This is a genomic window from Geobacillus sp. CCR (assembly GCF_052906625.1).
Genome location: NZ_JBREBQ010000017.1, coordinates 34,079 through 55,874, shown reverse-complemented (window position 1 = coordinate 55,874; position 21,796 = coordinate 34,079). Strand labels below are relative to the sequence as shown.

The window sequence follows — 21,796 nt, the reverse complement described above, 5'->3', positions numbered from 1 at the left end:
GCCTGTCGTTTTAGTTGTCAGACTTCTGACCAATTGGCCATAGGCGTGTTTTCGCGAAAATACGGGAACGATAGAAAGAGACTCCATTTTTCATTGCAGGCAGGGGGAATGAATGTGAAAACGACATACCGGCGCGTTTTTTTGATTGTGATGGATTCAGTCGGCATCGGCGAGGCGCCGGATGCCGAGAAATACAACGACAAAGGAGCGGATACGCTCGGCCATATCGCTGAGTATCGCGGCGGCCTCTATATGCCGAACATGGCGAAGCTCGGCCTAAGCCATATTCGTGAGATCAAAGGGGTGCCGAAAGTCGAGCGACCGCTCGCGTACTATACAAAAATGAAGGAAGCATCGGCTGGAAAAGATACGATGACAGGCCATTGGGAGCTGATGGGCCTTCGCATCGACAAGCCGTTCCGCGTCTTTCCGAACGGGTTCCCAGATGAATTGATCGCTGAGCTCGAGCGGCGCACCGGCCGGAACGTGATCGGCAACAAACCGGCGAGCGGAACAGCGATCATCGAAGAGCTTGGCGAAGAGCATATGAAAACAGGGGCGATCATCGTCTATACATCAGCCGACTCCGTCTTGCAAATCGCCGCCCATGAACAAGTTGTGCCGCTTGATGAATTGTACCGCATTTGCGAAATCGCTCGTGAATTGACGCGCGACGAGCCGTATATGGTCGGGCGCGTCATTGCCCGACCGTTCATCGGCAAACCCGGCCATTTTGAGCGAACCGCCAACCGGCACGACTATGCGCTTAAGCCGTTTGGCAAAACGGTGATGAATGAATTGAAAGACGCCGGTTATGAAGTGATTGCCATCGGGAAGATCGCCGATATTTACGACAATGAAGGAGTTACCCAGTCGTTGCGAACGACATCCAATATGGACGGAATGGATAAGCTCGTCGACACGCTCGGCATGGACTTTACCGGGTTGAGTTTCGTCAATCTCGTCGATTTTGACGCTAAATACGGCCATCGCCGCGACCCAAAAGGTTACGGCGATGCGCTCGAAGAGTTTGACGCCCGGCTTGCCGATGTGTTGCCGCGCTTGACAGCGGACGACTTGCTTATCATCACCGCTGACCACGGCAACGACCCGATTCACCACGGAACTGACCATACGCGCGAATATGTGCCGCTTCTTGTGTACAGCCCGCGATTTCGCGGCGGCAAGCCGCTCCCAGTCCGCGAGACGTTTGCCGATGTCGGCGCAACGATTGCGGATAACTTCCAAGTCAACCGGCCGCCGTACGGAACAAGCTTTTTGGCTGATTTGGCCTAACTTCATAAAGAACGATGAGGGGGAAAAGAATGGATCGACAAGCGATTGAAAAAACCGCCGGTCATTTGCGCCCATTGATGCCAACTCCGCCTGAAATCGGTCTCATTCTCGGCTCGGGGCTCGGCGTGCTCGCTGATGAAATCGAAGAGGCGGTTCGCATTCCGTATGAAGATATTCCCGGATTTCCAGTGTCGACCGTTGAAGGACACGCTGGACGGCTCGTATATGGGCGGCTTGAGGGGGCGACCGTTGTCGCCATGCAAGGGCGGTTTCATTATTATGAAGGGTATTCGCTTCAGGAAGTGACGTTTCCCGTCCGGGTGATGAAGGCGCTTGGCGTCCGCGAATTGATCGTGACAAACGCTGCGGGCGGCATCAACGAACGGTTCCAGCCCGGCGATTTCATGATCATTTCCGACCATATCAACTTGCTGGGCACAAATCCGCTCATTGGTCCGAACGATCCGGAGCTTGGTCCGCGCTTTCCGGACATGACGGAAGCGTACAGCCGGCGGCTGCGCGAGCTCGCCAAGGAAACGGCGGCGAGACTTGGCGTTCGCGTGCATGAAGGAGTATATGTCGCCAATACGGGGCCGTCGTACGAAACGCCGGCGGAAATCCGCATGATTCGTACGCTCGGCGGCGATGCGGTCGGCATGTCGACCGTCCCGGAAGTGATCGTCGCCCGCCACGGCGGCATTGAGGTGCTCGGCATTTCGTGCATTTCGAATATGGCTGCAGGGATGTCGGATGCTCCGCTTCACCACGACGAAGTGGTTGAAACGGCCGAGCGGGTGAAGACGGACTTTTTGCGGTTTGTGAAAGCGATTGTCGCCGAAATGGCGAAATCAAAACGAAAAAGGTGATCGCGATGCGAATGGTCGATTTGATTGCGAAAAAGCGCGACGGAAAGGCGCTGACGAAGGAAGAAATTGAGTGGATCGTCCAAGGGTATACAAACGGGGACATTCCCGATTACCAAATGAGCGCGCTCGCGATGGCGATTTATTTCCGCGGCATGACCGAGGAAGAAACGGCCGCGCTGACGATGGCGATGGTGCACTCCGGCGAAATGCTCGATTTGTCGAGTATTCGCGGCGTGAAAGTCGATAAACATTCGACCGGCGGGGTCGGCGATACGACGACGCTCGTTTTAGGGCCGCTTGTCGCTTCTGTCGGCGTGCCGGTGGCGAAAATGTCTGGGCGCGGCCTCGGCCATACGGGCGGCACGATCGACAAACTCGAGTCCGTGCCCGGGTTTCATGTCGAGATCAGCAAAGACGAGTTCATTCGACTCGTGAATGAAAACGGAATCGCCATTATCGGCCAAACGGGCGATTTGACACCGGCTGACAAAAAGCTATATGCGCTTCGCGATGTGACGGCGACCGTCAACAGCATTCCGCTCATCGCCTCGTCGATCATGAGCAAAAAAATCGCCGCTGGGGCTGATGCCATCGTCTTGGATGTGAAAACGGGCGCCGGAGCGTTTATGAAGGAACTTGACGAGGCGCGCCGGCTCGCTCGAGCGATGGTCGACATTGGCAAGCGCGTCGGCCGCCGGACGATGGCGGTCATTTCTGACATGAGCCAGCCGCTCGGCTATGCCGTCGGCAACGCCTTGGAAGTGAAAGAGGCCATCGAAACGTTAAAAGGAGACGGGCCGCACGATTTAACCGAACTTTGTTTGACGCTCGGCAGCCATATGGTCTATTTGGCGGAGAAGGCGCCATCGCTTGATGAGGCGCGCCGTTTGCTTGAAGAGGCGATTCGCAGCGGGGCCGCCATCGCGGCGTTCAAAACGTTTTTGGCCGCTCAAGGTGGAGATGCATCGGTCGTTGACGATCTGGATAAATTGCCAAAGGCGGCCTATACGTCGACCGTCACGGCGGCTGCCGACGGCTATGTCGCCGAGATGGCCGCCGATGACATCGGCACGGCCGCCATGTGGCTCGGCGCCGGCCGGGCGAAAAAAGAAGACGTGATCGATTTGGCGGTCGGCATTGTGCTCCATAAAAAAATCGGCGATCGCGTGCAGAAAGGGGAAGCGCTCGCCACGATTCACAGCAACCGGCCAGATGTGCTTGACGTGAAAGAAAAGATCGAGGCGGCTGTTCGTCTGTCGCCGCAGCCGGTTGCTCGGCCGCCGCTCATTTATGAGACCATCGTATAGAGAGGGACGCTGGCGATCCGCAAGGAAAAAAGCGGTTGTTCAAGAAGAAGACGCCTGAAACGCGTGTTTCGGGCGTTTTTTTTGTTTTTTGGAAAATGAGCTGTTTTTTTGTATAAAAATATCTCGCCTGGAAAAAATGGCATGTATAAAGAATGGAGGTTTGGGAGATGAAAACGAAAGTCACTCGTCTTCTTTTATTGCCGTTTCTTCTTTTTCTTCCTCTTTCTGCCCATGCCGAGGCGAAAGAGATGAAGGAAGCGAAAGTGAAGCTGGCCGATGAGGCGAAATCAGCCATTTTGATTGAACGCGACACCGGCAAAGTATTGTATGAAAAAAATGCCCATGAACCATTGCCGCCGGCGAGCATGACGAAAATTATGACGATGCTGCTAGTCATGGAAGCCATCGATGAAGGAAAGCTGTCCTACGATGAAAAAGTGCGGGCGAGCGAATACGCCGCGTCAATGGGTGGATCGCAAATTTTCCTCGAGCCGGGCGAGGAAATGACCGTCGATGAGCTGCTGCGCGGCATTGCCATCGGTTCGGCCAACGACGCGTCGGTCGCTATGGCTGAGCAGATCGCCGGGTCGGAAGAAGCATTTGTCGAGATGATGAATGAAAAAGCGAAACAGCTCGGCTTAAAAAACACTCATTTCGCCAATGCGACCGGCCTGCCGGCGGAACATCACTACAGCAGCGCTTATGATATGGCCATGATGGCGCGCGAACTGTTGAAATATGAAGATATTACGAAATATACGAGCAAGTACGAAGACTATTTGCGCGAAAATACGGACAAAAAGTTTTGGCTCGTCAATACGAACCGGCTTGTCAAATTTTATCCGGGCGTTGACGGCCTGAAAACCGGATATACAGCCGAAGCGAAATATTGTTTGACCGCCACGGCGAAAAAGAACGGCATGCGCGTCATCGCTGTTGTGTTTGGAGCACCGACGCCGAAATCGCGCAATGCGCAAATTACGAAGATGCTCGATTACGCGTTTTCCCAATATCGAACTCACCCGGTGTACAAACGGAATGAAACAGTCGCCCGCGTCAACATAAGCAAAGGCAAACGGTCATCCGTCGAAGCGGTGACGTCGGAGCCGGTGTCGGTGCTGACGAAAAAAGGGCAGTCGGTCGAGCAGATCGAAAAAGTGATCAAAGTGAAAGACAATGTGAAAGCACCCGTTCGCAAAGGCGATGAGCTTGGCGTCCTCATTTTAAAACAGGATGGAAAAGAAATTTTGCACAGCCCGATCGTCGCCAAGCAAACGGTCGAAGAAGCGAGCTTTTGGGACTTGTTTAAGCGGGTGTTTGGCCGCTTCGTGCAAGCGGGATAATGTCAAGTTTTGCGGTCTTTTCGCTCTCTTTGGCGAACGACCACTAGTTTTGTCGGACGGCAGGATTTCGGGCGGACAGCAGCGAAATGTCTCCATATCCTGAAATGGACAAGGGGGAACACGCTGTGAGTCTCGCGATCGACTTGGAAGTGAAGCAAGACGTGCTCATCGTTCGCCTGTCTGGGGAGCTTGACCATCATACAGCCGAACAATTGCGTGAACAAGTGACGGATGTGCTCGAAAACCGAGCGGTCCGCCACATCGTGCTCAATTTAGGACAATTGACGTTCATGGACAGCTCTGGCCTCGGCGTCATTCTCGGACGCTATAAACAAATCAAAAACGTCGGCGGGCAGATGGTTGTATGCGCCGTATCGCCGGCCGTCAAACGGCTGTTTGACATGTCGGGTCTGTTTAAAATCATCCGCGTTGAGGCGGATGAGCAATTCGCCTTGCAAGCATTGGGGGTGGCGTAAATGCGCAACGAAATGCACCTCCAATTTTCTGCCCGCAGCGAAAATGAATCGTTCGCCCGTGTGACCGTGGCGGCGTTCGTCGCCCAGCTTGACCCGACGATGGACGAACTGACGGAAATTAAAACGGTTGTCTCTGAGGCGGTGACAAACGCGATCATTCACGGCTACAACAACGATCCGAACGGCATCGTCTCCATTTCCGTCATCATTGAAGACGGTGTCGTCCATTTGACGGTGAGAGACGAAGGAGTCGGCATTCCTGACATCGAAGAAGCGCGCCAGCCGTTGTTTACGACAAAGCCCGAGCTCGAGCGGTCAGGGATGGGCTTTACCATTATGGAAAACTTCATGGACGAAGTCATCGTCGAATCGGAAGTGAATAAAGGGACGACTGTGTATTTGAAAAAGCATATTGCGAAAAGCAAAGCGTTATGTAACTGAGGGAGACATGCCTATGGATGTCGATGTCAAGCAAGATCAGTCGCCAATCAAAGATCAGGAGATGAAAGAGCTGATCCGCCGCAGCCAAGAAGGCGATCAAGAAGCGCGTGATGAAATTATTGAAAAAAACATGCGCCTCGTCTGGTCGGTCGTTCAACGTTTTTTAAACCGCGGCTATGAAGCGGACGACTTGTTTCAAATCGGCTGCATCGGCTTGTTAAAGTCGGTCGACAAGTTTGACCTGTCGTATGACGTCAAGTTTTCGACGTACGCCGTGCCGATGATCATTGGGGAGATTCAGCGGTTTCTTCGCGACGACGGCACCGTCAAAGTGAGCCGTTCGCTGAAAGAGATGGGCAACAAAATCCGCAAGGCGAAAGATGAGCTGTCGAAAACGCGCGGGCGGGCGCCGACGGTTACGGAAATCGCCGACCATTTAGGCATTTCCCCTGAGGAAGTCGTTCTCGCCCAAGAGGCCGTCCGCTCGCCGACATCGATTCACGAAACGGTGTACGAAAACGACGGCGATCCGATTACGTTGCTTGATCAAATCGCTGACGCCGACGAGGCGTCATGGTTTGACAAAATCGCCTTAAAAAAAGCGATCGAAGAACTCGACGAGCGTGAGAGGCTGATCGTCTATTTGCGCTATTACAAAGACCAAACCCAGTCCGAAGTGGCATCGAGGCTCGGCATCTCTCAAGTGCAAGTATCCCGGCTGGAAAAGAAAATATTGCAGCACATAAAGGACAAAATGGACGGATAGTCCATTTTGTCCGCACGGAGTGGGCAACAAAATGGACGGATAGTCCATTTTGTCCGCACGGAGTGAGCAACAAAATGGACGGATAGTCCATTTTGTCCGCACAGGTGTGTTCAAAATGGACGGATGTCAATTCATCGGCGGTGAACCATGAATCGCATCCGCCTTTTGGTCTGTAAGCGCATCTTGGAACGCTTTTTCCATAGCAAGCAACAAAAGTCTAAAAAAGAATGGGCATTTTTTGCCCATTCTTTTCTATTTTTATGAAATCGATGGTGAACGCCGACAGGCCGCATGATCGGTGTTTTTGCCAACCAAACTAAAGAAAAACAAAATGGGGACAAAGGTGTGAAGCAAATGGCCAACACCGTATTTATCAAGCCGCGCCATCGCGTGCAAGTCAAGCCGGGGGCGGTGGTGACGCTCGGGCAGGCGGCCCAAATCGCTGCGCCGGATGGCGGGCTCATTCGGCGGTTGAAGACGATTCCGCTCTATCGCATCCAGCCCAGCGATAAAAATATCGTCATCATCGATATGATGCAAATGATCCGGGCTGTGTTTGATGTGGATTCCTCGCTTGATGTGCAGATGATCGGCCCATCGCAGACGATCATTGAAGTCGTCTATGAAAAACGGAAGGTTTCGACCGCTTCCTTCGTTCTCGTTTGGCTTCTTTTGTTCGTCGGTTCGGCGATGGCGATCATGAACTTTCACGAGGACGTCAGCATGCAACGGGTGCATCGCCATCTGTACGAGATGGTGACCGGCCAGGCGGTCGATAAACCGCTGCTTTTGCAAATTCCATATTCGCTTGGGCTCGGCATCGGGATGATTTTATTTTTCAACCATTGGTTCCGCAAACGAATCAACGAGGAGCCCAGCCCTCTTGAAGTCGAAATGTTCAACTACCAGCAATCGATCGATCAGTACGTCATTTTGCATGAAAACAAAGAAAGCTTGAGGCCTCTTGACGACGCTTGAGATTTTGCTGGTAGTGTTCGTCGGCTTCGCCGGAGGGTTGGCGGTCGGAACCGGATTTGTCGCTTTTTTGGTCGTGCTTGGCGTCATCCCGCGCCTGACGCAGCTGACGAAAACGCCAAAACGCATTCACGCCTATGAATGGGGGGCTGTAGCCGGCGCCATCGTTGGCGGTTGGATGAGTTTGCGCCATTCGGTTTGGCATTTATCCAAATATTGGCTAGCGCCGATCGGATTGTTTCATGGTGTGTTTATCGGAATGCTCGCTGCCGCTTTAACAGAGGTGTTGAACGTTTGGCCGATTTTAGCGAAGCGGATCGGCGTCGATGATAAAATCGTCATTTTACTTATGGCCATCGCCTTTGGCAAAGTGGCCGGTTCGTTGTTTCATTGGCTTTATTTTGTCGATCACTTTCGCTGACAAAGGGGGAAGGAAACGTGGGATTAAAGTCCGATTATGTCCGCGAGGTGAAGGCGTTTCAGCCTTCTCCCCCATACGCCGCCAATGCGGTAAAAGCGTTTTTTGTCGGTGGGATGTTTTGTGCGTTGGCGCAATGGCTCGCTGATTGGTATGGCGGCACGTTTGCCGCTTCGCCGCTCGAGGCCCATCTGTGGGCGTCTATGGTGATGGCTGGATTGGCGATTGTGCTGACGGCCGTCGGGAAATATGATGATTTCAGCCAATTTGCCGGTGCGGGGGCGACGATGCTCATTACAGGGCTGGCCAATGCGATCGCCAGCGCCGCTATCGAGCATCGCAGCGAAGGATGGACGGCCGGGGTGGCCGGGCAGATGTTGAAAGCCGGTGGGGCAGCGGTCATTTATGGTCTGATTGCCGCCTATGTGCTTGGCCTTGTTTGGCCGTGACGAAAAGAGGGATTGGCCATGAAACGTGTCGGAAAGCAGACATGGGTGTTTGACGATGGTGTTTACATCCAAGCGGCCGCTGCCGCGGTCGGGCCGCTTGAAGCCGACGGGCCGCTCGGAAGTTATTTTGATGTTTGCCATCGCGACTTATATTGCGGCGAAGCGACGTGGGAGCTGGCCGAGCGGAGGCTGATGCGGGAGGCGGTGGACTGCTGCTTGCAAAAGGCGGGCGTCTCTGCCGAAGAAGTCGATCTATTTTTGGCCGGTGATTTGTTAAACCAAAATGCGACATCGAATTATGTCGCCCGCGAGCTGCCGATTCCGTTTTTATGCTTGTTCGGCGCCTGTTCGACCTCGATGCAAACGTTGGCGGCAGCCGCTGCGTTTGTCGCTGGTGGATTGGCTGATCGGGCGCTTGCGGCGACAAGCAGTCATAACGCGACGGCCGAACGGCAGTTTCGCTACCCGACTGAACTGGGGGTGCAAAAGCCGAAAACGGCGACGTTCACCGTCACGGGCGCCGGCGCCGCGCTCGTTGGCCGCGCGCCGGGACGTTGGCGCGTCCGGGCGGCGACGATCGGCAAAGTCGTTGACGCCGGGCTGAAAAACCCACTCGACATGGGGGCGGCGATGGCCCCGGCGGCGGCCGATACGATCGAGCAGCATTTCCGTGACTTAGGCGTCTCGCCGGGCGATTACGATTTGATTGTCACCGGCGACTTGTCGCGCGTCGGCAGCGTCATCGTCCGCGAGTTGCTTGCTGAATCAGGCTACGATGTGACCGACGTTTACAACGATTGCGGGCTGATGATTTACCGGCCAGATCAAAAGGTGTTCGCCGGCGGCAGCGGCTGCGCCTGCTCGGCGGTCGTCACGTACGGGTATTTGCTTCAAGAGCTCGCCCGCGGAACGTTTCGACGCCTGTTTGTCGTCGCTACCGGGGCGCTCTTGAGTCAAACGATGGTGCAGCAAAAACAGTCGATCCCAGCGATCGCTCACGGCGTCGTCATCGAAGCGGCTGGACAGGAGCCGGATTTGCCGCCGTAGGACGTCTTTTATTTGGGAACGATCAGGAGGGAATGTGATATGGAATACGTCCGTGCCTTTCTCGCCGGCGGGCTGCTGTGCGCCATCGTTCAGCTCATCATCGACCGCGGCAAATGGACGCCGGCTGGCGTCGCCGGTTCGCTTGTCGTCTTTGGCGTACTCCTTGGCTTTGGCGGCGTCTATGATCCATTCGTCGCTTGGGCTGGCGCCGGGGCGACGATGCCGCTATGCGGATTTGGGTATTGGTTGGCGAAAGGAGCCATGGCAGAACCGCGGCCGGAGGGATTTGTCGAAACCGGAGCAGCGGTGTTCCGATTTGCCGGCGCCTTGTTCGCTTTTATCGTGGCTGGCTCTTTTGCCGCGGCGCTCACTTGCAAACCGAAAGGGTAGAGATGATGGAAAAACGACGAGTCATTTTAGTAACGGATGGGGACGAGTTCGCCTGCCGGGCGATTGAGCGGGTTGCCGCCGAGATCGGCGGCCGTTGCATTTCCCGCTCGCAAGGCAATCCGACGAAACTGAGCGGTGAACAGTTGGTCGAACTCATTTTGCAAACGCCGCACGATCCAGTGTTTGTCATGTTTGACGATTGCGGCGCCCTCGGGGAGGGGGCCGGAGAGCAGGCGCTTCGCTATGTGGCGACGCATGAGCAAATCCAAGTGCTCGGGGCGCTGGCGGTTGCCTCCAATACGCACCAGCATGAATGGACAAAAGTGCATGTGAGCATCGACCGTGACGGCGTGATGACCGAATATGGGGTCGATAAAGAAGGCTTCCGGGACCTCGAGATCGGGCGGATCAATGGCGATACCGTCTACTGCCTTGACCGGCTGAACATTCCGCTCATCGTCGGCATCGGCGACATCGGCAAAATGGGATACCGAGACCATGCGAAATACGGAGCGCCGATTACGCGCAAGGCGGTCGAGTTGATTCTCGAAAGGAGTGGTGGCCATGCCGGAAAAAGAAAAGAAACCGAAAGCGCCGATCGCGAAGCGACTCGTTGACAACGCGAAGTTTTTGCAACAGCGGATCGGCGTCGGGACAAGCTTTGATTTAGGCGTGCGGAAAATCTATGTCCTAAACCGGGAAGTACATATTTACTACTGCAACGGTTTATGCGACACGCAATACATTATCGAATTGTTAAAACAAATTGTGCGCGTCAACGATGATGAACGCCAGGCGTCCCAAGCGTGGCAGATCATCGAAAATCGACTCGTTCATCAGCAAGTCAGTCCGGTGACGAGCCTCGACGAAGCGGTTGACAAGCTGCTGTCGGGCTTGATCATCGTCTTGATTGAAGGCGAATCGACCGGATTTGCTGTCGACGTCCGCAGCTATCCGGGTCGGCAGCCGCAAGAGCCGGATACGGAAAAAGTTGTGCGCGGCGCCCGCGACGGCTATGTCGAGAACATCATTGTCAACACGGCGCTCACCCGCCGCCGCATCCGCGACGAGCGGCTGCGCTTTGAAATTTTGCAAGTCGGCGAGCGGTCAAAAACGGACGTATGCATCGCCTATATTAAAGACGTCGCTGACCCGGGGCTTGTTGAACTCGTCAAGAAAGAGTTGCAGCAAATCAACGTCGATGGACTGACGATGGGCGACAAAACAGTCGAAGAGTTTTTAGTCAAGCAAGGATACAACCCGTACCCGCTCGTCCGTTACACCGAGAGGCCAGATGTAGCAGCGACGCACCTGCTTGAAGGGCACGTGCTCATTATGGTTGATACATCGCCAAGCGTCATCATCACGCCGACAACATTTTTTCACCACGTCCAGCATGCCGAGGAATACCGGCAGTCGCCAGGGGTCGGGACGTTTGTGCGCTGGGTGCGGTTTTTAGGCATTTTGACGTCGTTGTTTTTGCTGCCGCTGTGGGTGCTGTTCGTCCTTGAACCGTCGTTGCTGCCCGAATCATGGGCGTTTATTGGGCCGAACAAACAAACGAACATCCCGATCATTGTGCAAATTTTGCTCGCTGATTTTGGGATTGAGTTTTTGCGGATGGCAGCCATTCATACCCCGACGCCGCTATCAACCGCGATGGGTTTGATTGCCGCCGTCTTGATCGGACAAATCGCCATCGATGTCGGGCTGTTTGTGCCGGAAGTGATCTTGTACATTTCGGTGGCGGCGATCGGTTCCTTTGCGACGCCAAGCTATGAGTTGAGCGTGGCGAATAAGATTTCTCGATTGGCATTGGTCATTCTTGTCGCCTTGTTTAAAGTGCCCGGGCTCGTCATTGGCACGACCATTTATTTGCTTTGGCTCGCCAGCATCCGCTCGCTTAATACGCCGTACTTATGGCCGTTCATCCCGTTCGATCCAGCGGCATTTATGCAAATTGTCGTCCGCCGTTCGGTTGCCGGAGCGAGAGTGCGCCCGAGCATCGTTCACCCGCAAGACCGGCAAAAACAGCCGTCATGACGCGAACGATCCATTTGGAAGCGGCCGTTTCCACCTATTGGCGGCCGCTTTTTTCGTTTTAGCGCTATTGCAACTTTTTTATAATTATGATAAGTTATATTTAATTGCTTGCACTGATGGTGCTTGCCTCAGTGCTTCGCACGTTTGCACGGGCGGAATGGGCATGGCCCAGCGCGGGGTGTGCGGCCTTCCGTTTCAAGGCAGAGCCGATGGCGCTTTGCGGTTTTCCATTTTGTAAAGGCAGTTGCCGATTTTGCAAACTGTCTTTTTTGCTTTTGCCATGCGATTTCGATAGAGGAATGAGGGGTTTGCGATGTTTCTTCACGGGACAAGCCGCGTGAATGAACAAGGGCATTTGGAAATCGGCGGCGTCGATGTGGTCGAGTTGGCCAAAACGTATGGCACGCCGCTTTATATTTATGACGTTGCGTTGATCCGCGCTCGGGCGCGCGCGTTTAAAGAAGCGTTCCAGCGCCACGGCGTGCGGGCGCAAGTCGCGTATGCGAGCAAGGCGTTTTCCGCCGTCGCCATCGTGCAGCTGGCCGCTGAGGAGGGATTGTCGCTTGACGTCGTCTCAGGCGGTGAGCTGTATACGGCGCTTGCGGCCGGTTTTCCGCCTGAGCGCATCCATTTTCATGGCAACAACAAAAGCCGGGACGAATTGGCGATGGCGCTTGAACACGGCATCGGCTGCATCGTTGCCGACAACTTTTACGAACTCGAGCTGATCGAAGAGCTGGCGGCGTCATCCGGTCGGACGGTGCCGGTTTTGCTCCGCGTGACGCCGGGGGTCGAGGCGCATACGCACGATTACATTTTAACCGGGCAAGAAGATTCAAAGTTCGGCTTTGACTTAAACAACGGTCAGGCGGACGAGGCGTTTCGCCGTGTTATGGCATCGGCCGCGTTTCAGCTGCTCGGCGTTCATTGCCATATCGGCTCGCAAATTTTTGAAACAGCTGGGTTTGTGCTCGCGGCGCAAAAAGTGTTTGCCAAGCTGGCGGAGTGGAACAAGGAGCACGGATTTGTCCCAGCGGTTGTCAATCTTGGCGGCGGCTTTGGCATCCGCTATACGGAGGAAGACGACCCGATTCCGGTGACAGCGTACGTCGACTGCATCGTGGAAGAGGTGAAAAGGCAGGCCGAAGCTTGCCGCTTGCCGTTGCCGGAAATTTGGATCGAGCCGGGGCGGTCGCTCGTGGGTGATGCGGGAACGACGATTTATACGATCGGTTCGCGCAAAGAGGTGCCTAACGTCCGCACCTATATTGCCGTTGACGGCGGCATGAGCGACAACATCCGCCCGGCGCTTTACGGAGCGAAATACGAAGCCGCGCTCGCCAACCGGGTGTTCGGCGAGCCGACGGAAGTCGTATCGATCGCCGGGAAGTGTTGCGAGTCAGGCGACATGCTCATTTGGGACATCGCCCTGCCGGAAGCGAAGCCGGGCGATTATTTGGCCGTTTTTTGCACCGGCGCTTACGGCTATTCCATGGCGAACAATTACAACCGTCTGCCGCGCCCAGCCGTTGTGTTCGTTGAAAACGGCGACGCCCAGCTCGTTGTGAAACGGGAGACATATGAAGATTTGATCCAATATGATTTGCCTTTGAAAACGAAAGTGAAAAAGTGAAGGCCGCCGGTTGGAAAGAGAACGGCCTTCACAAAGAAAAGGCGCCCGCTGCTTTTTTTGGGCGCCTTCTTTCATTGTTGATTTGAGGAAAATGCTGATTTGATCGCGTTCCAAATTTCTTTGAAGATGTCGATAAGGTTTTGAATGAACGTTTTCCCTTCTTCTGACTGCAAAAACGCCGATAGCTGTTCTTTCGCCTTGCTCAGCTGATCGTTCACTTGATCCCAATTAATATGGGCGTTTTGCATTTTATGGAAAAGGGAAATCAGGTTGTTGATTTCATTCTCGCTCAGCGTAATGCCAAGGTCGTTGGCGATTTTTTCAATAAGGGCGCGCAAATCAGCGTCCGTCTGCGGTGGGTTGTTGGCGATTTCTTGTTTGATTTTCGCCAGCAGGGCGACCGCTTTGTCCGCGCCGATCGAATCGGCGAGCTTCGCCGTCTGCACCATTTCCTCGTTCGCCACTTTTTTGACATCATCAGGGATGGCTTGGTCCGAGGAAATTTCATACGCCTTCATCAGCCCCGTCAGCGCTGCGGTGCCGGAAACCGGAAACGGGGCGGTGATGTAAATATCGGCATCTTTCACCCCTGCGGTGATCAAGGCGTTTGTATACATCTCTTTCGTCACCCATGTGATGTTGTGCGTTTCGACATGAAGCCCCGAGCCGGGCTCTTTTATCGTGATCATCGACGACGAGATGGCGCGCGTGCCGATTTGCGCTTTCGGAATGAGTCCGTCCAAATATTTATGCTCCTCAACGTTTGAGACGGTGATCGTTTGCGCCCCGTCCGGCGCCTTCATTTCGTCGAGCACTTTTTGCTTTTGTTCATTCGTTAAGTTTTCCCCGAGCGTCACAATGACATCGCCCGGCGCGGCATCGGCCGCTGCGATGCCCGGAGATGCCAAGAGCACCGCCCAAAGCAGCGATGAAGCGATCGTTCGTTTCACATAGCTCGCCTCCTGTTTACGAAAATGCATTATCATTATACCGCACGCTCGCCTGCTTGGCTATCGGCAAAAAAGCGACGCGGTCAGGCGGCGTGCGAATTTGAAAAGACATTTTTTCTTTTGTTTCACTTGGCAATCATGGTATGATAAAAGCAGTTTCGATGTCGAAAAGGAGCTGGATGCTTGTGGCGAAAAAAGGATATATTCTAATGGAAAACGGCGGGAAAATCGAGTTTGAACTGTTCCCAAACGAGGCGCCGGTGACGGTGGCCAATTTTGAGAAGCTCGCAAACGAAGGCTTTTATAACGGGTTGACGTTCCACCGCGTCATCCCTGGATTTGTCAGCCAAGGAGGATGTCCACGCGGCAACGGAACGGGCGATGCCGGCTATACGATCCCGTGCGAGACGGACAACAATCCACACCGACATGTCACCGGCGCGATGTCCATGGCGCACCGCGGCCGCGACACCGGCAGCTGCCAGTTCTTTATCGTCCACGAGCCGCAGCCGCACTTGGATGGGGTGCACACCGTCTTTGGCCAAGTGACATCGGGCATGGACGTCGTGAGGACGATGAAAAACGGCGACGTGATGAAGGAAGTGAAAGTATTTGACGAACCGTAAACAGCGCATGAGCGAGGATGATCGGACTGTTCGAAACAACTGGCGCTTGTTTTTCTTTTTGCTTGCGGCCAGCCTGTTGTGGGGAGCGGCGTATTGGATTTGGGTTGCGGAATGATGATGCAGGGCGTTTCGTGTGGTATAATGAACATAACGATATAGTGATGCATCCTTCGGGGCAGGGTGAAATTCCCGACCGGCGGTGATGGGGCTTTCCGCCCCTCAGCCCGCGAGCCGAAAGGCAGGATCCGGTGCGATTCCGGAGCCGACAGTATAGTCTGGATGGGAGAAGGATGCCAATATGCGCACGGCTGTTTTCGGCCGGTTCAGACCCATGGGCAGCGTCTGTCGGCCGACTAGGCATGGTAGTATCTTTTGTTTCCGACCGGCCGGTATAGCCTGCTTAGCGAACGTGTGTTTGTTTGCGCATCATTGGTCATTCTCTCATCAATGAGCCCCCGGGGACATCCCGGGGGTTTCGTTTTTATTGAAGGAGGGAGTGCGGTGCATAACGATGAACATTATATGCGGCTCGCTCTCGATGTGGCCAAAGCTGGGGTCGGGCAAACGTCTCCCAATCCTGCAGTTGGCGCGGTCGTTGTCAACGGTGGGACGGTCGTTGGGCTTGGCGCCCATTTGAAAGCGGGTGAGCCGCACGCTGAAGTCTATGCGATCCGCATGGCTGGCGAGAAGGCGCGCGGTGCGACGGTGTACGTGACGCTTGAGCCGTGCAGCCATTATGGAAAAACGCCGCCATGTGCCGATTTGCTCATCCAGGCGGGCGTCCGTCGCGTCGTCGTTGCCACGACCGACCCGAATCCGCTTGTCGCGGGAAAAGGGATTGCCAAGCTGCGCCAAGCGGGCATTGACGTTGATGTTGGCGTATTAAAAGACGAAGCGGACGAATTAAATCGGATGTTTTTCCACTATATCGCCGCAAAAACGCCGTTTGTCACGTTGAAGTTCGCATGCAGCCTCGATGGCAAAATCGCGACGGCGACGGGGGAAAGCAAATGGATTACATCAAGCGCGGCGCGTGAGGATGCCCATCGCCTTCGTGCGCAGCATGACGCCATTTTGGTCGGCGTCAACACCGTTTTGACCGACAACCCGAAGCTTACCGTCCGCTTTGGGGAAAAGCGGAAAAACCCGCTGCGCATCATTTTAGATACAAAATTGCGTACACCGCTTGACGCCCATGTCGTCGCTGACAAGGAAGCAGAAACGTGGATCATCACCGGCGGCGTCAGTCGGGAACAAGCAGCGGCGTATGAGCGCCTTGGGGTGCGTGTATTTTCAATGCCGACGGCCCAGATCGATGTCCGCGATGTGCTCCGTCTGCTTGGGGAGCAGGGAGTCATGTCGCTGTTTGTCGAAGGCGGCTCGCGCGTTCATGACAGCTTCCTCCGCGCGGGAGCAGTCAATGAGGTCATCGCCTATATCGCTCCGAAGCTGATCGGCGGCCGCGGGGCGCCGACGCCGGTCGGCGGCCTTGGCTTCGCCCGGCTTGCTGAAGCGGTGGAGCTTGACATCCGCCGCATCGAGACGATCGGCCCGGACATCAAAATCGTCGCCGCGCCGAAACGGAAGGAGGAATCGTTGTGTTCACTGGCATTATTGAAGAGATCGGCACGATCGAACAAATGAAGCAAACCGGCGATGCCATCGTGATGACGATTGGCGCCAAGCGGGTGCTCGAAGATGTGCGGCTTGGCGACAGCATCGCCGTCAACGGCGTCTGCTTGACCGTCACATCGTTCACCGAACGGCAGTTTACGGTCGATGTCATGCCGGAGACGGTGAAAGCGACGGCGCTAAAGACATTAAAGCCGGGGGCGAAGGTGAATTTGGAGCGGGCAATGGCGGCTGGAGGACGGTTTGGCGGCCATTTCGTCACCGGGCATGTGGACGGCGTCGGGCGCATCATCCGGCAGTGGCCGAAAGCGAACGCCGTCTACTATGAAATCGAAGTGCCGGCCTCGCTGCGCGCCTATATGATTGAGAAAGGATCGGTCGCAGTCGATGGGACGAGCTTGACGATTTTCGGTCTGAGCGAGCGCACGTTCATCGTTTCACTCATTCCGCATACGCGTGAGGCGACGATTTTAGGCGAAAAGCGGCCGGGCGATCTCGTCAATATCGAGTGCGACATGATCGGCAAGTACGTCGCCGCTTTCCTCACCGCGAAAGCGACGCCGACCTCCAAATTGACGGTCGAATTTTTGGAGCAGCACGGCTATAAATAGTGGAAAAGGGGGCAAGCTTGATGTTTGACACGATTGAAGCAGCGCTTTCGGCGCTGAAAAACGGAGAAGTGATCATCGTTTGCGATGACGAAGACCGCGAAAATGAAGGCGATTTTGTCGTGCTGGCCGAAAAAGCTACTCCGGATGTCATTAACTTTATGATCACTCATGGCCGCGGGCTCGTCTGCGTGCCGATTACGGAGGAATTGGCGGAGCGGCTCGAGCTTGAGCCGATGGTCACTCATAACACGGACGCGCATGGCACAGCGTTTACGGTGAGTGTCGACTACAAAACGACAACGACGGGAATCAGCGCCTACGAGCGGGCGGCGACGATTCAGGCGCTGCTTGATCCGAATGTGAAAGCGAGCGATTTTAAACGTCCTGGCCACGTTTTTCCGTTGATTGCGAAAAAGGGAGGCGTCTTGCGGCGCGCCGGCCATACAGAAGCGGCGGTTGATTTGGCCCGTTTGTGCGGCGCGAAGCCGGCCGGCGTCATTTGCGAAATCATTAAAGAGGACGGGACGATGGCTCGCGTTCCTGATTTGCGGCAAATCGCCGACCAGTTCGGATTGAAAATGATCACGATCAAAGATTTGATCGCCTATCGGAGCCAGCGGGAAAAGCTCGTGAAACGGGAGGTGGACGTTTGGCTGCCGACCGAATTCGGCGAATTTCGCGCCATCGGCTACACAAACGTGCTCGACGGAAAAGAGCATGTGGCGCTTGTCAAAGGAGAGATCATCCCGGATGAGCCGATCTTGGTGCGCGTCCATTCCGAATGCTTAACTGGCGATGTGTTTGGCTCGTACCGGTGCGACTGCGGTCCGCAGCTGCATGCGGCGCTCAGGCAAATCGAGGCGGAAGGGCGCGGGGTGTTGCTTTACATGCGCCAAGAAGGGCGCGGCATCGGCCTTATGAACAAGTTGCGCGCTTACAAGCTGCAGGAGCAAGGTTATGACACCGTCGAGGCGAACGAAAAGCTCGGCTTCCCCGCCGATTTGCGCGATTATGGCATCGGGGCGCAAATTTTGAAAGATCTTGGCGTGACGAAAATGCGCCTGCTCACGAACAACCCGCGCAAAATCGCCGGCTTAAAAGGGCATGGACTCGAAGTCGTTGAACGGGTGCCCATTCAGATGCCAGCGAAAAAGGAAAATGAAAAATATTTGCGCACGAAACATGAAAAATTAGGACATATGCTTCATTTTTAATGATGGGAGGAGCAACGAACATGCGCATCATTGAAGGAAACTTAGTCGGCACCGGATTGAAAATCGGCATCGTCGTCTCTCGTTTTAACGAATTCATCACGGGCAAGCTTTTATCTGGGGCGATCGACGGCTTGACGCGCCATGGCGTGAGCGACAGCGACATCACTGTCGCCTGGGTGCCGGGTGCGTTTGAAATCCCGCTTGTGGCGAAAAAAATGGCGGAATCGAAGCAGTTTGACGCTGTCATTACGCTTGGCGCCGTCATCCGTGGGGCAACGAGCCATTTTGACTACGTCTGCAGCGAGGCGGCCAAAGGCGTCTCCCACGCGGCGCTTGCAAGCGGTGTTCCGGTCATTTTCGGCGTGTTGACGACGGACACCATTGAACAGGCGATCGAGCGGGCCGGCACGAAAGCGGGCAATAAAGGATGGGAAGCGGCGGTGTCGGCGATCGAAATGGCGAACGTCTTGCGGACGCTTGCGTAATTTGCGTAAAAAGGCATGAAATGGTTCACAATATCGGTGAGAATGTTTATAATACGTATAGAGAAAATGACAAAAACTTTTCCATTTCGGAAAAGCGTTTGTCGATAATGAGGGATTTTTATGTTAATCCGTTACCGAAAAAACTATGAGAAAATCGCCATGGGACTGTTGTCGTTTATGCCGACGGAAAAAGACCTGAAACGGCTGCAGCAGACGATGAAACAGTATGAAACAAACAACGATTGGCAGCTGTTTTTATGGAAAGAAGGGGATGACATCGTCGGCATTATCGGCGTCCTGTTGCGCGCTCCTGATGTTGTGGAAATCCAGCACATCAGCGTCAATCCGTCACACCGCCACCAAGGGATCGGAAAACAGATGGTCAAGGCATTGAAAGAGGTGTACCCGGGCTGCCGATTGTGCGCCAACGAGTGGACCGCCTCGTTTTTCGATAAATGCCATGCGTGCAACGAATAACGAAACTAGCGCGGCTCCGCGCTCAGGCGGGCGGCGGAGGGAGAGGGAAGCCAACTCCTTCCGCTTTGGCCCGTTTTTTTTGTTCGCGTGCGGCGACGACGTCCGAGCGGTCGCGGCGCCGGTGTTTATCCACAAGATCAAGGTTGGCTAGGTCGCTGGCTTGCCCCCAAACGAGCTGCCGGTGGGCGCAGGCGGCCTGGCATTGCTCATAAAGGGAACGGTCGCGAATCGGCAGTTCGACGCTTTCGTACGGTTCGCCGCGGGTGATCCGCCCAGCCGTCTCGTCGAGCAAGCGGGCGAGCGCCTCGTCATCGAGGCCGAGTCGCCGGATCATCTCTTGCGCTTCGTCAAGCAGCGCCCGCGCCCGTCGAATGAGGCGCAGCGCTCCCGAGACGTTGCCGCGCCGGTAATGGTAAAAAGCGACCGCCGTTTGAATGAGCACAAGCCAACCTTTGTTTCGACCGTCTTGTTTCCAATGTTCCTCCAAAATTTCGTGGCATTCAAAATAATCGCGGTCGCTATGGAAATGGACCAAATACTCGATATACGCTTTTGGATACATCGGCCATCGTTCCTTTCAAAAGTGGGCCGCGCCATGTGAAGGCGGACGGCTCTTCTTCGATTATACGACTTCGGCGGTCTGCGGCGCAAAAAAGAGACTGTTTTCCGTTCGCTTCGCCGCTTCGTTATGATACAATAAATGTACTGCAGCTGGAGACGAGCCTACCGGGCGGTGGTTCTGGAAAAAATGGTGGGATGGATGTGCAATTGCCGTACAACGTCAAAATCGAAGCGTTTGAAGGGCCGCTTGATCTGCTTTTGCATTTGATCAACCGCTATGAAATCGATATTTACGATATTCCGGTCGCGCAAATTACGGAGCAGTATATGGCGTACATTCACACCATGCAGGAGCTTGAGTTGGATATCGCCAGCGAATATTTAGTGATGGCGGCCACCTTGCTTGCGATCAAAAGCAAAATGCTGTTGCCGCCCTCCAATGAGGAAGCTGTCGACGGCGACATCGAGTGGGGCGATGACGGGGACCCGCGCGAGGAGCTGGCGCAGCGGCTGCTTGAATATAAAAAGTTTAAAGAGGCGGCGCGCGAACTGAAGCGGCGCGAAGAGGAGCGGGCGCTTTTGTTTACAAAGCCGCCGAGCGACTTAAGCGCATACGCGGATGAGAAAAAGGCGGCGCCGCTGGATGTGAACGTATACGATATGCTTGGCGCCTTGTCGAAGCTGTTGCGCCGAAAAAAACTGCAAAAACCGATGCGGGCGAAAATCTCCCGCCAAGATATTTCCGTCGAACAGCGCATGGCGGAAATTTTGCATGAACTAAAGCAGGCGAACGGGCGGAAAAACTTTTACGAGCTGTTTCCGTCCTACGATCGTTCGTATATCGTCGTGACGTTTTTGGCCATTTTAGAGTTGATGAAGCAAGACGAAATCATCGTTGAGCAAGAACGGAATTTCAGCGATTTGTTTCTGGCGGTGAAACCAGCCGGTTGAGGCGGTGCGGTTTGGCCGCGGCGGTTTGCTGCGGCGGGCCGCTTTTCTTTTGTTGTTTGCCCATGCCATGATAAGGCGGAGAGTTGACTCACATTGGGGTGAGAAGACTTGGGAAACGACGAAAACAGGAGGAAAGGAGGAGGGGCGCCAACGAGTTTGGCGTGGCAGAAGGGCGATGGAACAAAACGAAAGAGAAAAAAAGGGCGCCGGTGCGCCAAATTCGGCAAAGGCGATCGTGGAAGCGCTGTTGTTTGCTGCCGGCGATGAAGGGCTGTCGCTTTCACAAATTGCTGCTGTGTTGGAAGTCAGCGAGCTAGAGGCGAAAGCGGTGATCGAGGAGCTTCAACAAGACTGCCGACGGGAAGAGCGCGGCATCCAGCTTGTCGAACTTGGCGGCGTGTTTTTGTTGGCGACAAAAAAAGAACACGCCCCCTATTTAAAGAAGTTGGTCGAAGCGCCGGGAGCATCGCCGCTGTCGCAGGCGGCGCTTGAGACGCTCGCCATTATCGCATACCGCCAGCCGATTACGCGCGCGGAGATTGAGGAAATTCGCGGCGTAAAAAGCGACAAGCCATTGCAGACGCTGATGGCACGGGCGCTCATTAAAGAGGTTGGACGAGCCGAAGGAACCGGGCGGCCGATTTTGTACGGGACAACCCCGGAATTTCTCGATTATTTCGGGCTAAAAACGCTCGAGGAGCTGCCGCCGCTGCCGGAATGGGCGGACGATGGCGAATCCGAGCGGGAAGCGGATTTATTTTTCGAAAAATTAGCAGAAAATTTGAGCGATGGGCAGCCGGAATATGGTAAACTAAAGAAAAATGGCTGATCGGGAAGGA

The 21,796-nt window shown here is 54.7% G+C and carries 26 protein-coding genes and 1 riboswitch; of the genes, 24 read left to right on the top strand and 2 right to left on the bottom strand.

The features are described from left to right. Nucleotides 1-108 precede the first annotated feature (108 nt). The 15 genes from deoB (at nt 109) to lysA (ending at nt 13,450) form a co-directional block, all read left to right on the top strand. On the top strand, nt 109-1,296 hold the full coding sequence (gene deoB, locus ACVBDQ_RS10505) for a phosphopentomutase (RefSeq protein ID WP_020278266.1): 1,188 nt from the start codon (nt 109-111) through the stop codon (nt 1,294-1,296). Nucleotides 1,297-1,325: 29 nt separating this feature from the next. Further along, complete coding sequence (locus tag ACVBDQ_RS10500; protein ID WP_011231795.1) at nt 1,326-2,162, top strand: purine-nucleoside phosphorylase; 837 nt, start codon at nt 1,326-1,328, stop codon at nt 2,160-2,162. Between the two features lie 5 nt (nt 2,163-2,167). Next, a complete protein-coding gene (locus tag ACVBDQ_RS10495) occupies nt 2,168-3,469 on the top strand; it encodes a pyrimidine-nucleoside phosphorylase (RefSeq protein ID WP_014196266.1) in 1,302 nt (433 codons plus the stop codon). A gap of 167 nt (nt 3,470-3,636) precedes the next feature. Continuing rightward, nucleotides 3,637-4,812 (top strand): D-alanyl-D-alanine carboxypeptidase family protein, encoded by a 1,176-nt coding sequence (locus ACVBDQ_RS10490; RefSeq protein ID WP_011231793.1) that lies wholly within the window; start codon nt 3,637-3,639, stop codon nt 4,810-4,812. Between the two features lie 125 nt (nt 4,813-4,937). Then, complete coding sequence (spoIIAA, locus tag ACVBDQ_RS10485) at nt 4,938-5,288, top strand: anti-sigma F factor antagonist (RefSeq protein ID WP_014196264.1); 351 nt, start codon at nt 4,938-4,940, stop codon at nt 5,286-5,288. Further along, a complete protein-coding gene (gene spoIIAB, locus ACVBDQ_RS10480; RefSeq protein ID WP_011231791.1) occupies nt 5,289-5,729 on the top strand; it encodes an anti-sigma F factor in 441 nt (146 codons plus the stop codon). Between the two features lie 13 nt (nt 5,730-5,742). Then, complete coding sequence (gene sigF, locus ACVBDQ_RS10475; RefSeq protein WP_014196263.1) at nt 5,743-6,495, top strand: RNA polymerase sporulation sigma factor SigF; 753 nt, start codon at nt 5,743-5,745, stop codon at nt 6,493-6,495. Between the two features lie 354 nt (nt 6,496-6,849). Further along, nucleotides 6,850-7,473, top strand: coding sequence for a stage V sporulation protein AA (locus tag ACVBDQ_RS10470; RefSeq protein WP_011231789.1), 624 nt, complete (start codon nt 6,850-6,852; stop codon nt 7,471-7,473). After that, nucleotides 7,460-7,891 carry a stage V sporulation protein AB gene (locus ACVBDQ_RS10465; protein WP_011231788.1) on the top strand — a complete coding sequence of 144 codons (432 nt, stop codon included), beginning with the start codon at nt 7,460-7,462 and terminating at the stop codon, nt 7,889-7,891. Before ACVBDQ_RS10470 ends, ACVBDQ_RS10465 begins: the two co-directional genes overlap by 14 nt. Before the next feature lie 17 nt (nt 7,892-7,908). Beyond that, the gene (locus tag ACVBDQ_RS10460) at nt 7,909-8,337 is read left to right on the top strand and encodes a SpoVA/SpoVAEb family sporulation membrane protein (RefSeq protein ID WP_013144836.1); all 429 of its coding nucleotides are present in this window, start codon (nt 7,909-7,911) and stop codon (nt 8,335-8,337) included. Between the two features lie 18 nt (nt 8,338-8,355). Continuing rightward, on the top strand, nt 8,356-9,384 hold the full coding sequence (spoVAD, locus tag ACVBDQ_RS10455; protein ID WP_011231786.1) for a stage V sporulation protein AD: 1,029 nt from the start codon (nt 8,356-8,358) through the stop codon (nt 9,382-9,384). 39 nt (nt 9,385-9,423) lie between these two features. Continuing rightward, complete coding sequence (locus ACVBDQ_RS10450) at nt 9,424-9,774, top strand: SpoVA/SpoVAEb family sporulation membrane protein (RefSeq protein ID WP_012820684.1); 351 nt, start codon at nt 9,424-9,426, stop codon at nt 9,772-9,774. A gap of 5 nt (nt 9,775-9,779) precedes the next feature. Continuing rightward, a complete protein-coding gene (locus ACVBDQ_RS10445) occupies nt 9,780-10,391 on the top strand; it encodes a stage V sporulation protein AE (protein WP_011231784.1) in 612 nt (203 codons plus the stop codon). Then, a complete protein-coding gene (locus ACVBDQ_RS10440) occupies nt 10,339-11,817 on the top strand; it encodes a spore germination protein (protein WP_446663205.1) in 1,479 nt (492 codons plus the stop codon). The genes ACVBDQ_RS10445 and ACVBDQ_RS10440 overlap by 53 nt, the downstream gene beginning before the upstream one ends. A 313-nt stretch (nt 11,818-12,130) precedes the next feature. Continuing rightward, nucleotides 12,131-13,450 carry a diaminopimelate decarboxylase gene (gene lysA / locus ACVBDQ_RS10435; RefSeq protein WP_014196257.1) on the top strand — a complete coding sequence of 440 codons (1,320 nt, stop codon included), beginning with the start codon at nt 12,131-12,133 and terminating at the stop codon, nt 13,448-13,450. A 71-nt stretch (nt 13,451-13,521) separates the two neighbouring features. On the opposite strand, the gene ACVBDQ_RS10430 is transcribed toward lysA, so the two are convergent. Continuing rightward, entirely contained in the window at nt 13,522-14,400 is an 879-nt protein-coding gene (locus ACVBDQ_RS10430; RefSeq protein ID WP_011231781.1) for a DUF1002 domain-containing protein, read from the bottom strand. A 185-nt stretch (nt 14,401-14,585) separates the two neighbouring features. On the opposite strand from ACVBDQ_RS10430, the gene ACVBDQ_RS10425 reads away from it, so the two are divergent. The 7 genes from ACVBDQ_RS10425 to ACVBDQ_RS10395 all read left to right on the top strand — a co-directional run bounded on the left by ACVBDQ_RS10425 (nt 14,586) and on the right by ACVBDQ_RS10395 (nt 19,445). After that, the gene (locus tag ACVBDQ_RS10425) at nt 14,586-15,026 is read left to right on the top strand and encodes a peptidylprolyl isomerase (protein ID WP_011231780.1); all 441 of its coding nucleotides are present in this window, start codon (nt 14,586-14,588) and stop codon (nt 15,024-15,026) included. Next, nucleotides 15,013-15,141: a hypothetical protein gene (locus ACVBDQ_RS10420; protein WP_014196248.1), complete on the top strand. Its 129-nt coding sequence runs from the start codon at nt 15,013-15,015 to the stop codon at nt 15,139-15,141. Before ACVBDQ_RS10425 ends, ACVBDQ_RS10420 begins: the two co-directional genes overlap by 14 nt. Nucleotides 15,142-15,188: 47 nt before the next feature. Next, a riboswitch (FMN riboswitch) is annotated at nt 15,189-15,321 on the top strand. 206 nt (nt 15,322-15,527) lie between these two features. Continuing rightward, nucleotides 15,528-16,670, top strand: a complete 1,143-nt coding sequence (gene ribD, locus ACVBDQ_RS10415; protein ID WP_014196247.1) for a bifunctional diaminohydroxyphosphoribosylaminopyrimidine deaminase/5-amino-6-(5-phosphoribosylamino)uracil reductase RibD — start codon at nt 15,528-15,530, stop codon at nt 16,668-16,670. Further along, nucleotides 16,625-17,269, top strand: a complete 645-nt coding sequence (gene ribE / locus ACVBDQ_RS10410; protein WP_011231778.1) for a riboflavin synthase — start codon at nt 16,625-16,627, stop codon at nt 17,267-17,269. Before ribD ends, ribE begins: the two co-directional genes overlap by 46 nt. A gap of 20 nt (nt 17,270-17,289) precedes the next feature. Further along, complete coding sequence (locus ACVBDQ_RS10405) at nt 17,290-18,483, top strand: bifunctional 3,4-dihydroxy-2-butanone-4-phosphate synthase/GTP cyclohydrolase II (protein WP_014196246.1); 1,194 nt, start codon at nt 17,290-17,292, stop codon at nt 18,481-18,483. A gap of 20 nt (nt 18,484-18,503) precedes the next feature. Further along, nucleotides 18,504-18,968 (top strand): 6,7-dimethyl-8-ribityllumazine synthase, encoded by a 465-nt coding sequence (gene ribH / locus ACVBDQ_RS10400; protein WP_011231776.1) that lies wholly within the window; start codon nt 18,504-18,506, stop codon nt 18,966-18,968. A 120-nt stretch (nt 18,969-19,088) separates the two neighbouring features. Beyond that, entirely contained in the window at nt 19,089-19,445 is a 357-nt protein-coding gene (locus tag ACVBDQ_RS10395) for a GNAT family N-acetyltransferase (RefSeq protein ID WP_011231775.1), read from the top strand. A 22-nt stretch (nt 19,446-19,467) separates the two neighbouring features. Here ACVBDQ_RS10395 and ACVBDQ_RS10390 read toward each other — a convergent pair whose 3' ends face one another. Then, on the bottom strand, nt 19,468-20,007 hold the full coding sequence (locus ACVBDQ_RS10390) for a DUF309 domain-containing protein (RefSeq protein ID WP_069304394.1): 540 nt from the start codon (nt 20,005-20,007) through the stop codon (nt 19,468-19,470). Nucleotides 20,008-20,201: 194 nt separating this feature from the next. Between ACVBDQ_RS10390 and ACVBDQ_RS10385 the strand changes: the two genes are divergently transcribed. Then, nucleotides 20,202-20,957: a segregation/condensation protein A gene (locus ACVBDQ_RS10385; protein ID WP_047752861.1), complete on the top strand. Its 756-nt coding sequence runs from the start codon at nt 20,202-20,204 to the stop codon at nt 20,955-20,957. Nucleotides 20,958-21,132: 175 nt separating this feature from the next. After that, nucleotides 21,133-21,786, top strand: coding sequence for an SMC-Scp complex subunit ScpB (gene scpB, locus ACVBDQ_RS10380; protein ID WP_011231772.1), 654 nt, complete (start codon nt 21,133-21,135; stop codon nt 21,784-21,786). Nucleotides 21,787-21,796 lie beyond the last annotated feature (10 nt).

What these genes read in the sequence shown, in the direction of transcription:
- ACVBDQ_RS10450 (WP_012820684.1), top strand. Translation starts at nt 9,424, where the DNA reads ATGGAATACGTCCGTGCCTTTCTCGCCGGCGGGCTGCTGTGCGCCATC.
- scpB (WP_011231772.1), top strand. Translation starts at nt 21,133, where the DNA reads ATGGAACAAAACGAAAGAGAAAAAAAGGGCGCCGGTGCGCCAAATTCG.
- ACVBDQ_RS10390 (WP_069304394.1), bottom strand. Translation starts at nt 20,007, where the DNA reads ATGTATCCAAAAGCGTATATCGAGTATTTGGTCCATTTCCATAGCGAC.
- ACVBDQ_RS10495 (WP_014196266.1), top strand. Translation starts at nt 2,168, where the DNA reads ATGCGAATGGTCGATTTGATTGCGAAAAAGCGCGACGGAAAGGCGCTG.
- ACVBDQ_RS10395 (WP_011231775.1), top strand. Translation starts at nt 19,089, where the DNA reads ATGTTAATCCGTTACCGAAAAAACTATGAGAAAATCGCCATGGGACTG.
- spoIIAB (WP_011231791.1), top strand. Translation starts at nt 5,289, where the DNA reads ATGCGCAACGAAATGCACCTCCAATTTTCTGCCCGCAGCGAAAATGAA.
- ACVBDQ_RS10385 (WP_047752861.1), top strand. Translation starts at nt 20,202, where the DNA reads ATGGATGTGCAATTGCCGTACAACGTCAAAATCGAAGCGTTTGAAGGG.
- spoVAD (WP_011231786.1), top strand. Translation starts at nt 8,356, where the DNA reads ATGAAACGTGTCGGAAAGCAGACATGGGTGTTTGACGATGGTGTTTAC.
- lysA (WP_014196257.1), top strand. Translation starts at nt 12,131, where the DNA reads ATGTTTCTTCACGGGACAAGCCGCGTGAATGAACAAGGGCATTTGGAA.
- ACVBDQ_RS10440 (WP_446663205.1), top strand. Translation starts at nt 10,339, where the DNA reads ATGCCGGAAAAAGAAAAGAAACCGAAAGCGCCGATCGCGAAGCGACTC.
- ACVBDQ_RS10445 (WP_011231784.1), top strand. Translation starts at nt 9,780, where the DNA reads ATGGAAAAACGACGAGTCATTTTAGTAACGGATGGGGACGAGTTCGCC.
- deoB (WP_020278266.1), top strand. Translation starts at nt 109, where the DNA reads ATGAATGTGAAAACGACATACCGGCGCGTTTTTTTGATTGTGATGGAT.
- ribH (WP_011231776.1), top strand. Translation starts at nt 18,504, where the DNA reads ATGCGCATCATTGAAGGAAACTTAGTCGGCACCGGATTGAAAATCGGC.
- ACVBDQ_RS10405 (WP_014196246.1), top strand. Translation starts at nt 17,290, where the DNA reads ATGTTTGACACGATTGAAGCAGCGCTTTCGGCGCTGAAAAACGGAGAA.
- ACVBDQ_RS10490 (WP_011231793.1), top strand. Translation starts at nt 3,637, where the DNA reads ATGAAAACGAAAGTCACTCGTCTTCTTTTATTGCCGTTTCTTCTTTTT.
- ACVBDQ_RS10500 (WP_011231795.1), top strand. Translation starts at nt 1,326, where the DNA reads ATGGATCGACAAGCGATTGAAAAAACCGCCGGTCATTTGCGCCCATTG.
- sigF (WP_014196263.1), top strand. Translation starts at nt 5,743, where the DNA reads ATGGATGTCGATGTCAAGCAAGATCAGTCGCCAATCAAAGATCAGGAG.
- ACVBDQ_RS10470 (WP_011231789.1), top strand. Translation starts at nt 6,850, where the DNA reads ATGGCCAACACCGTATTTATCAAGCCGCGCCATCGCGTGCAAGTCAAG.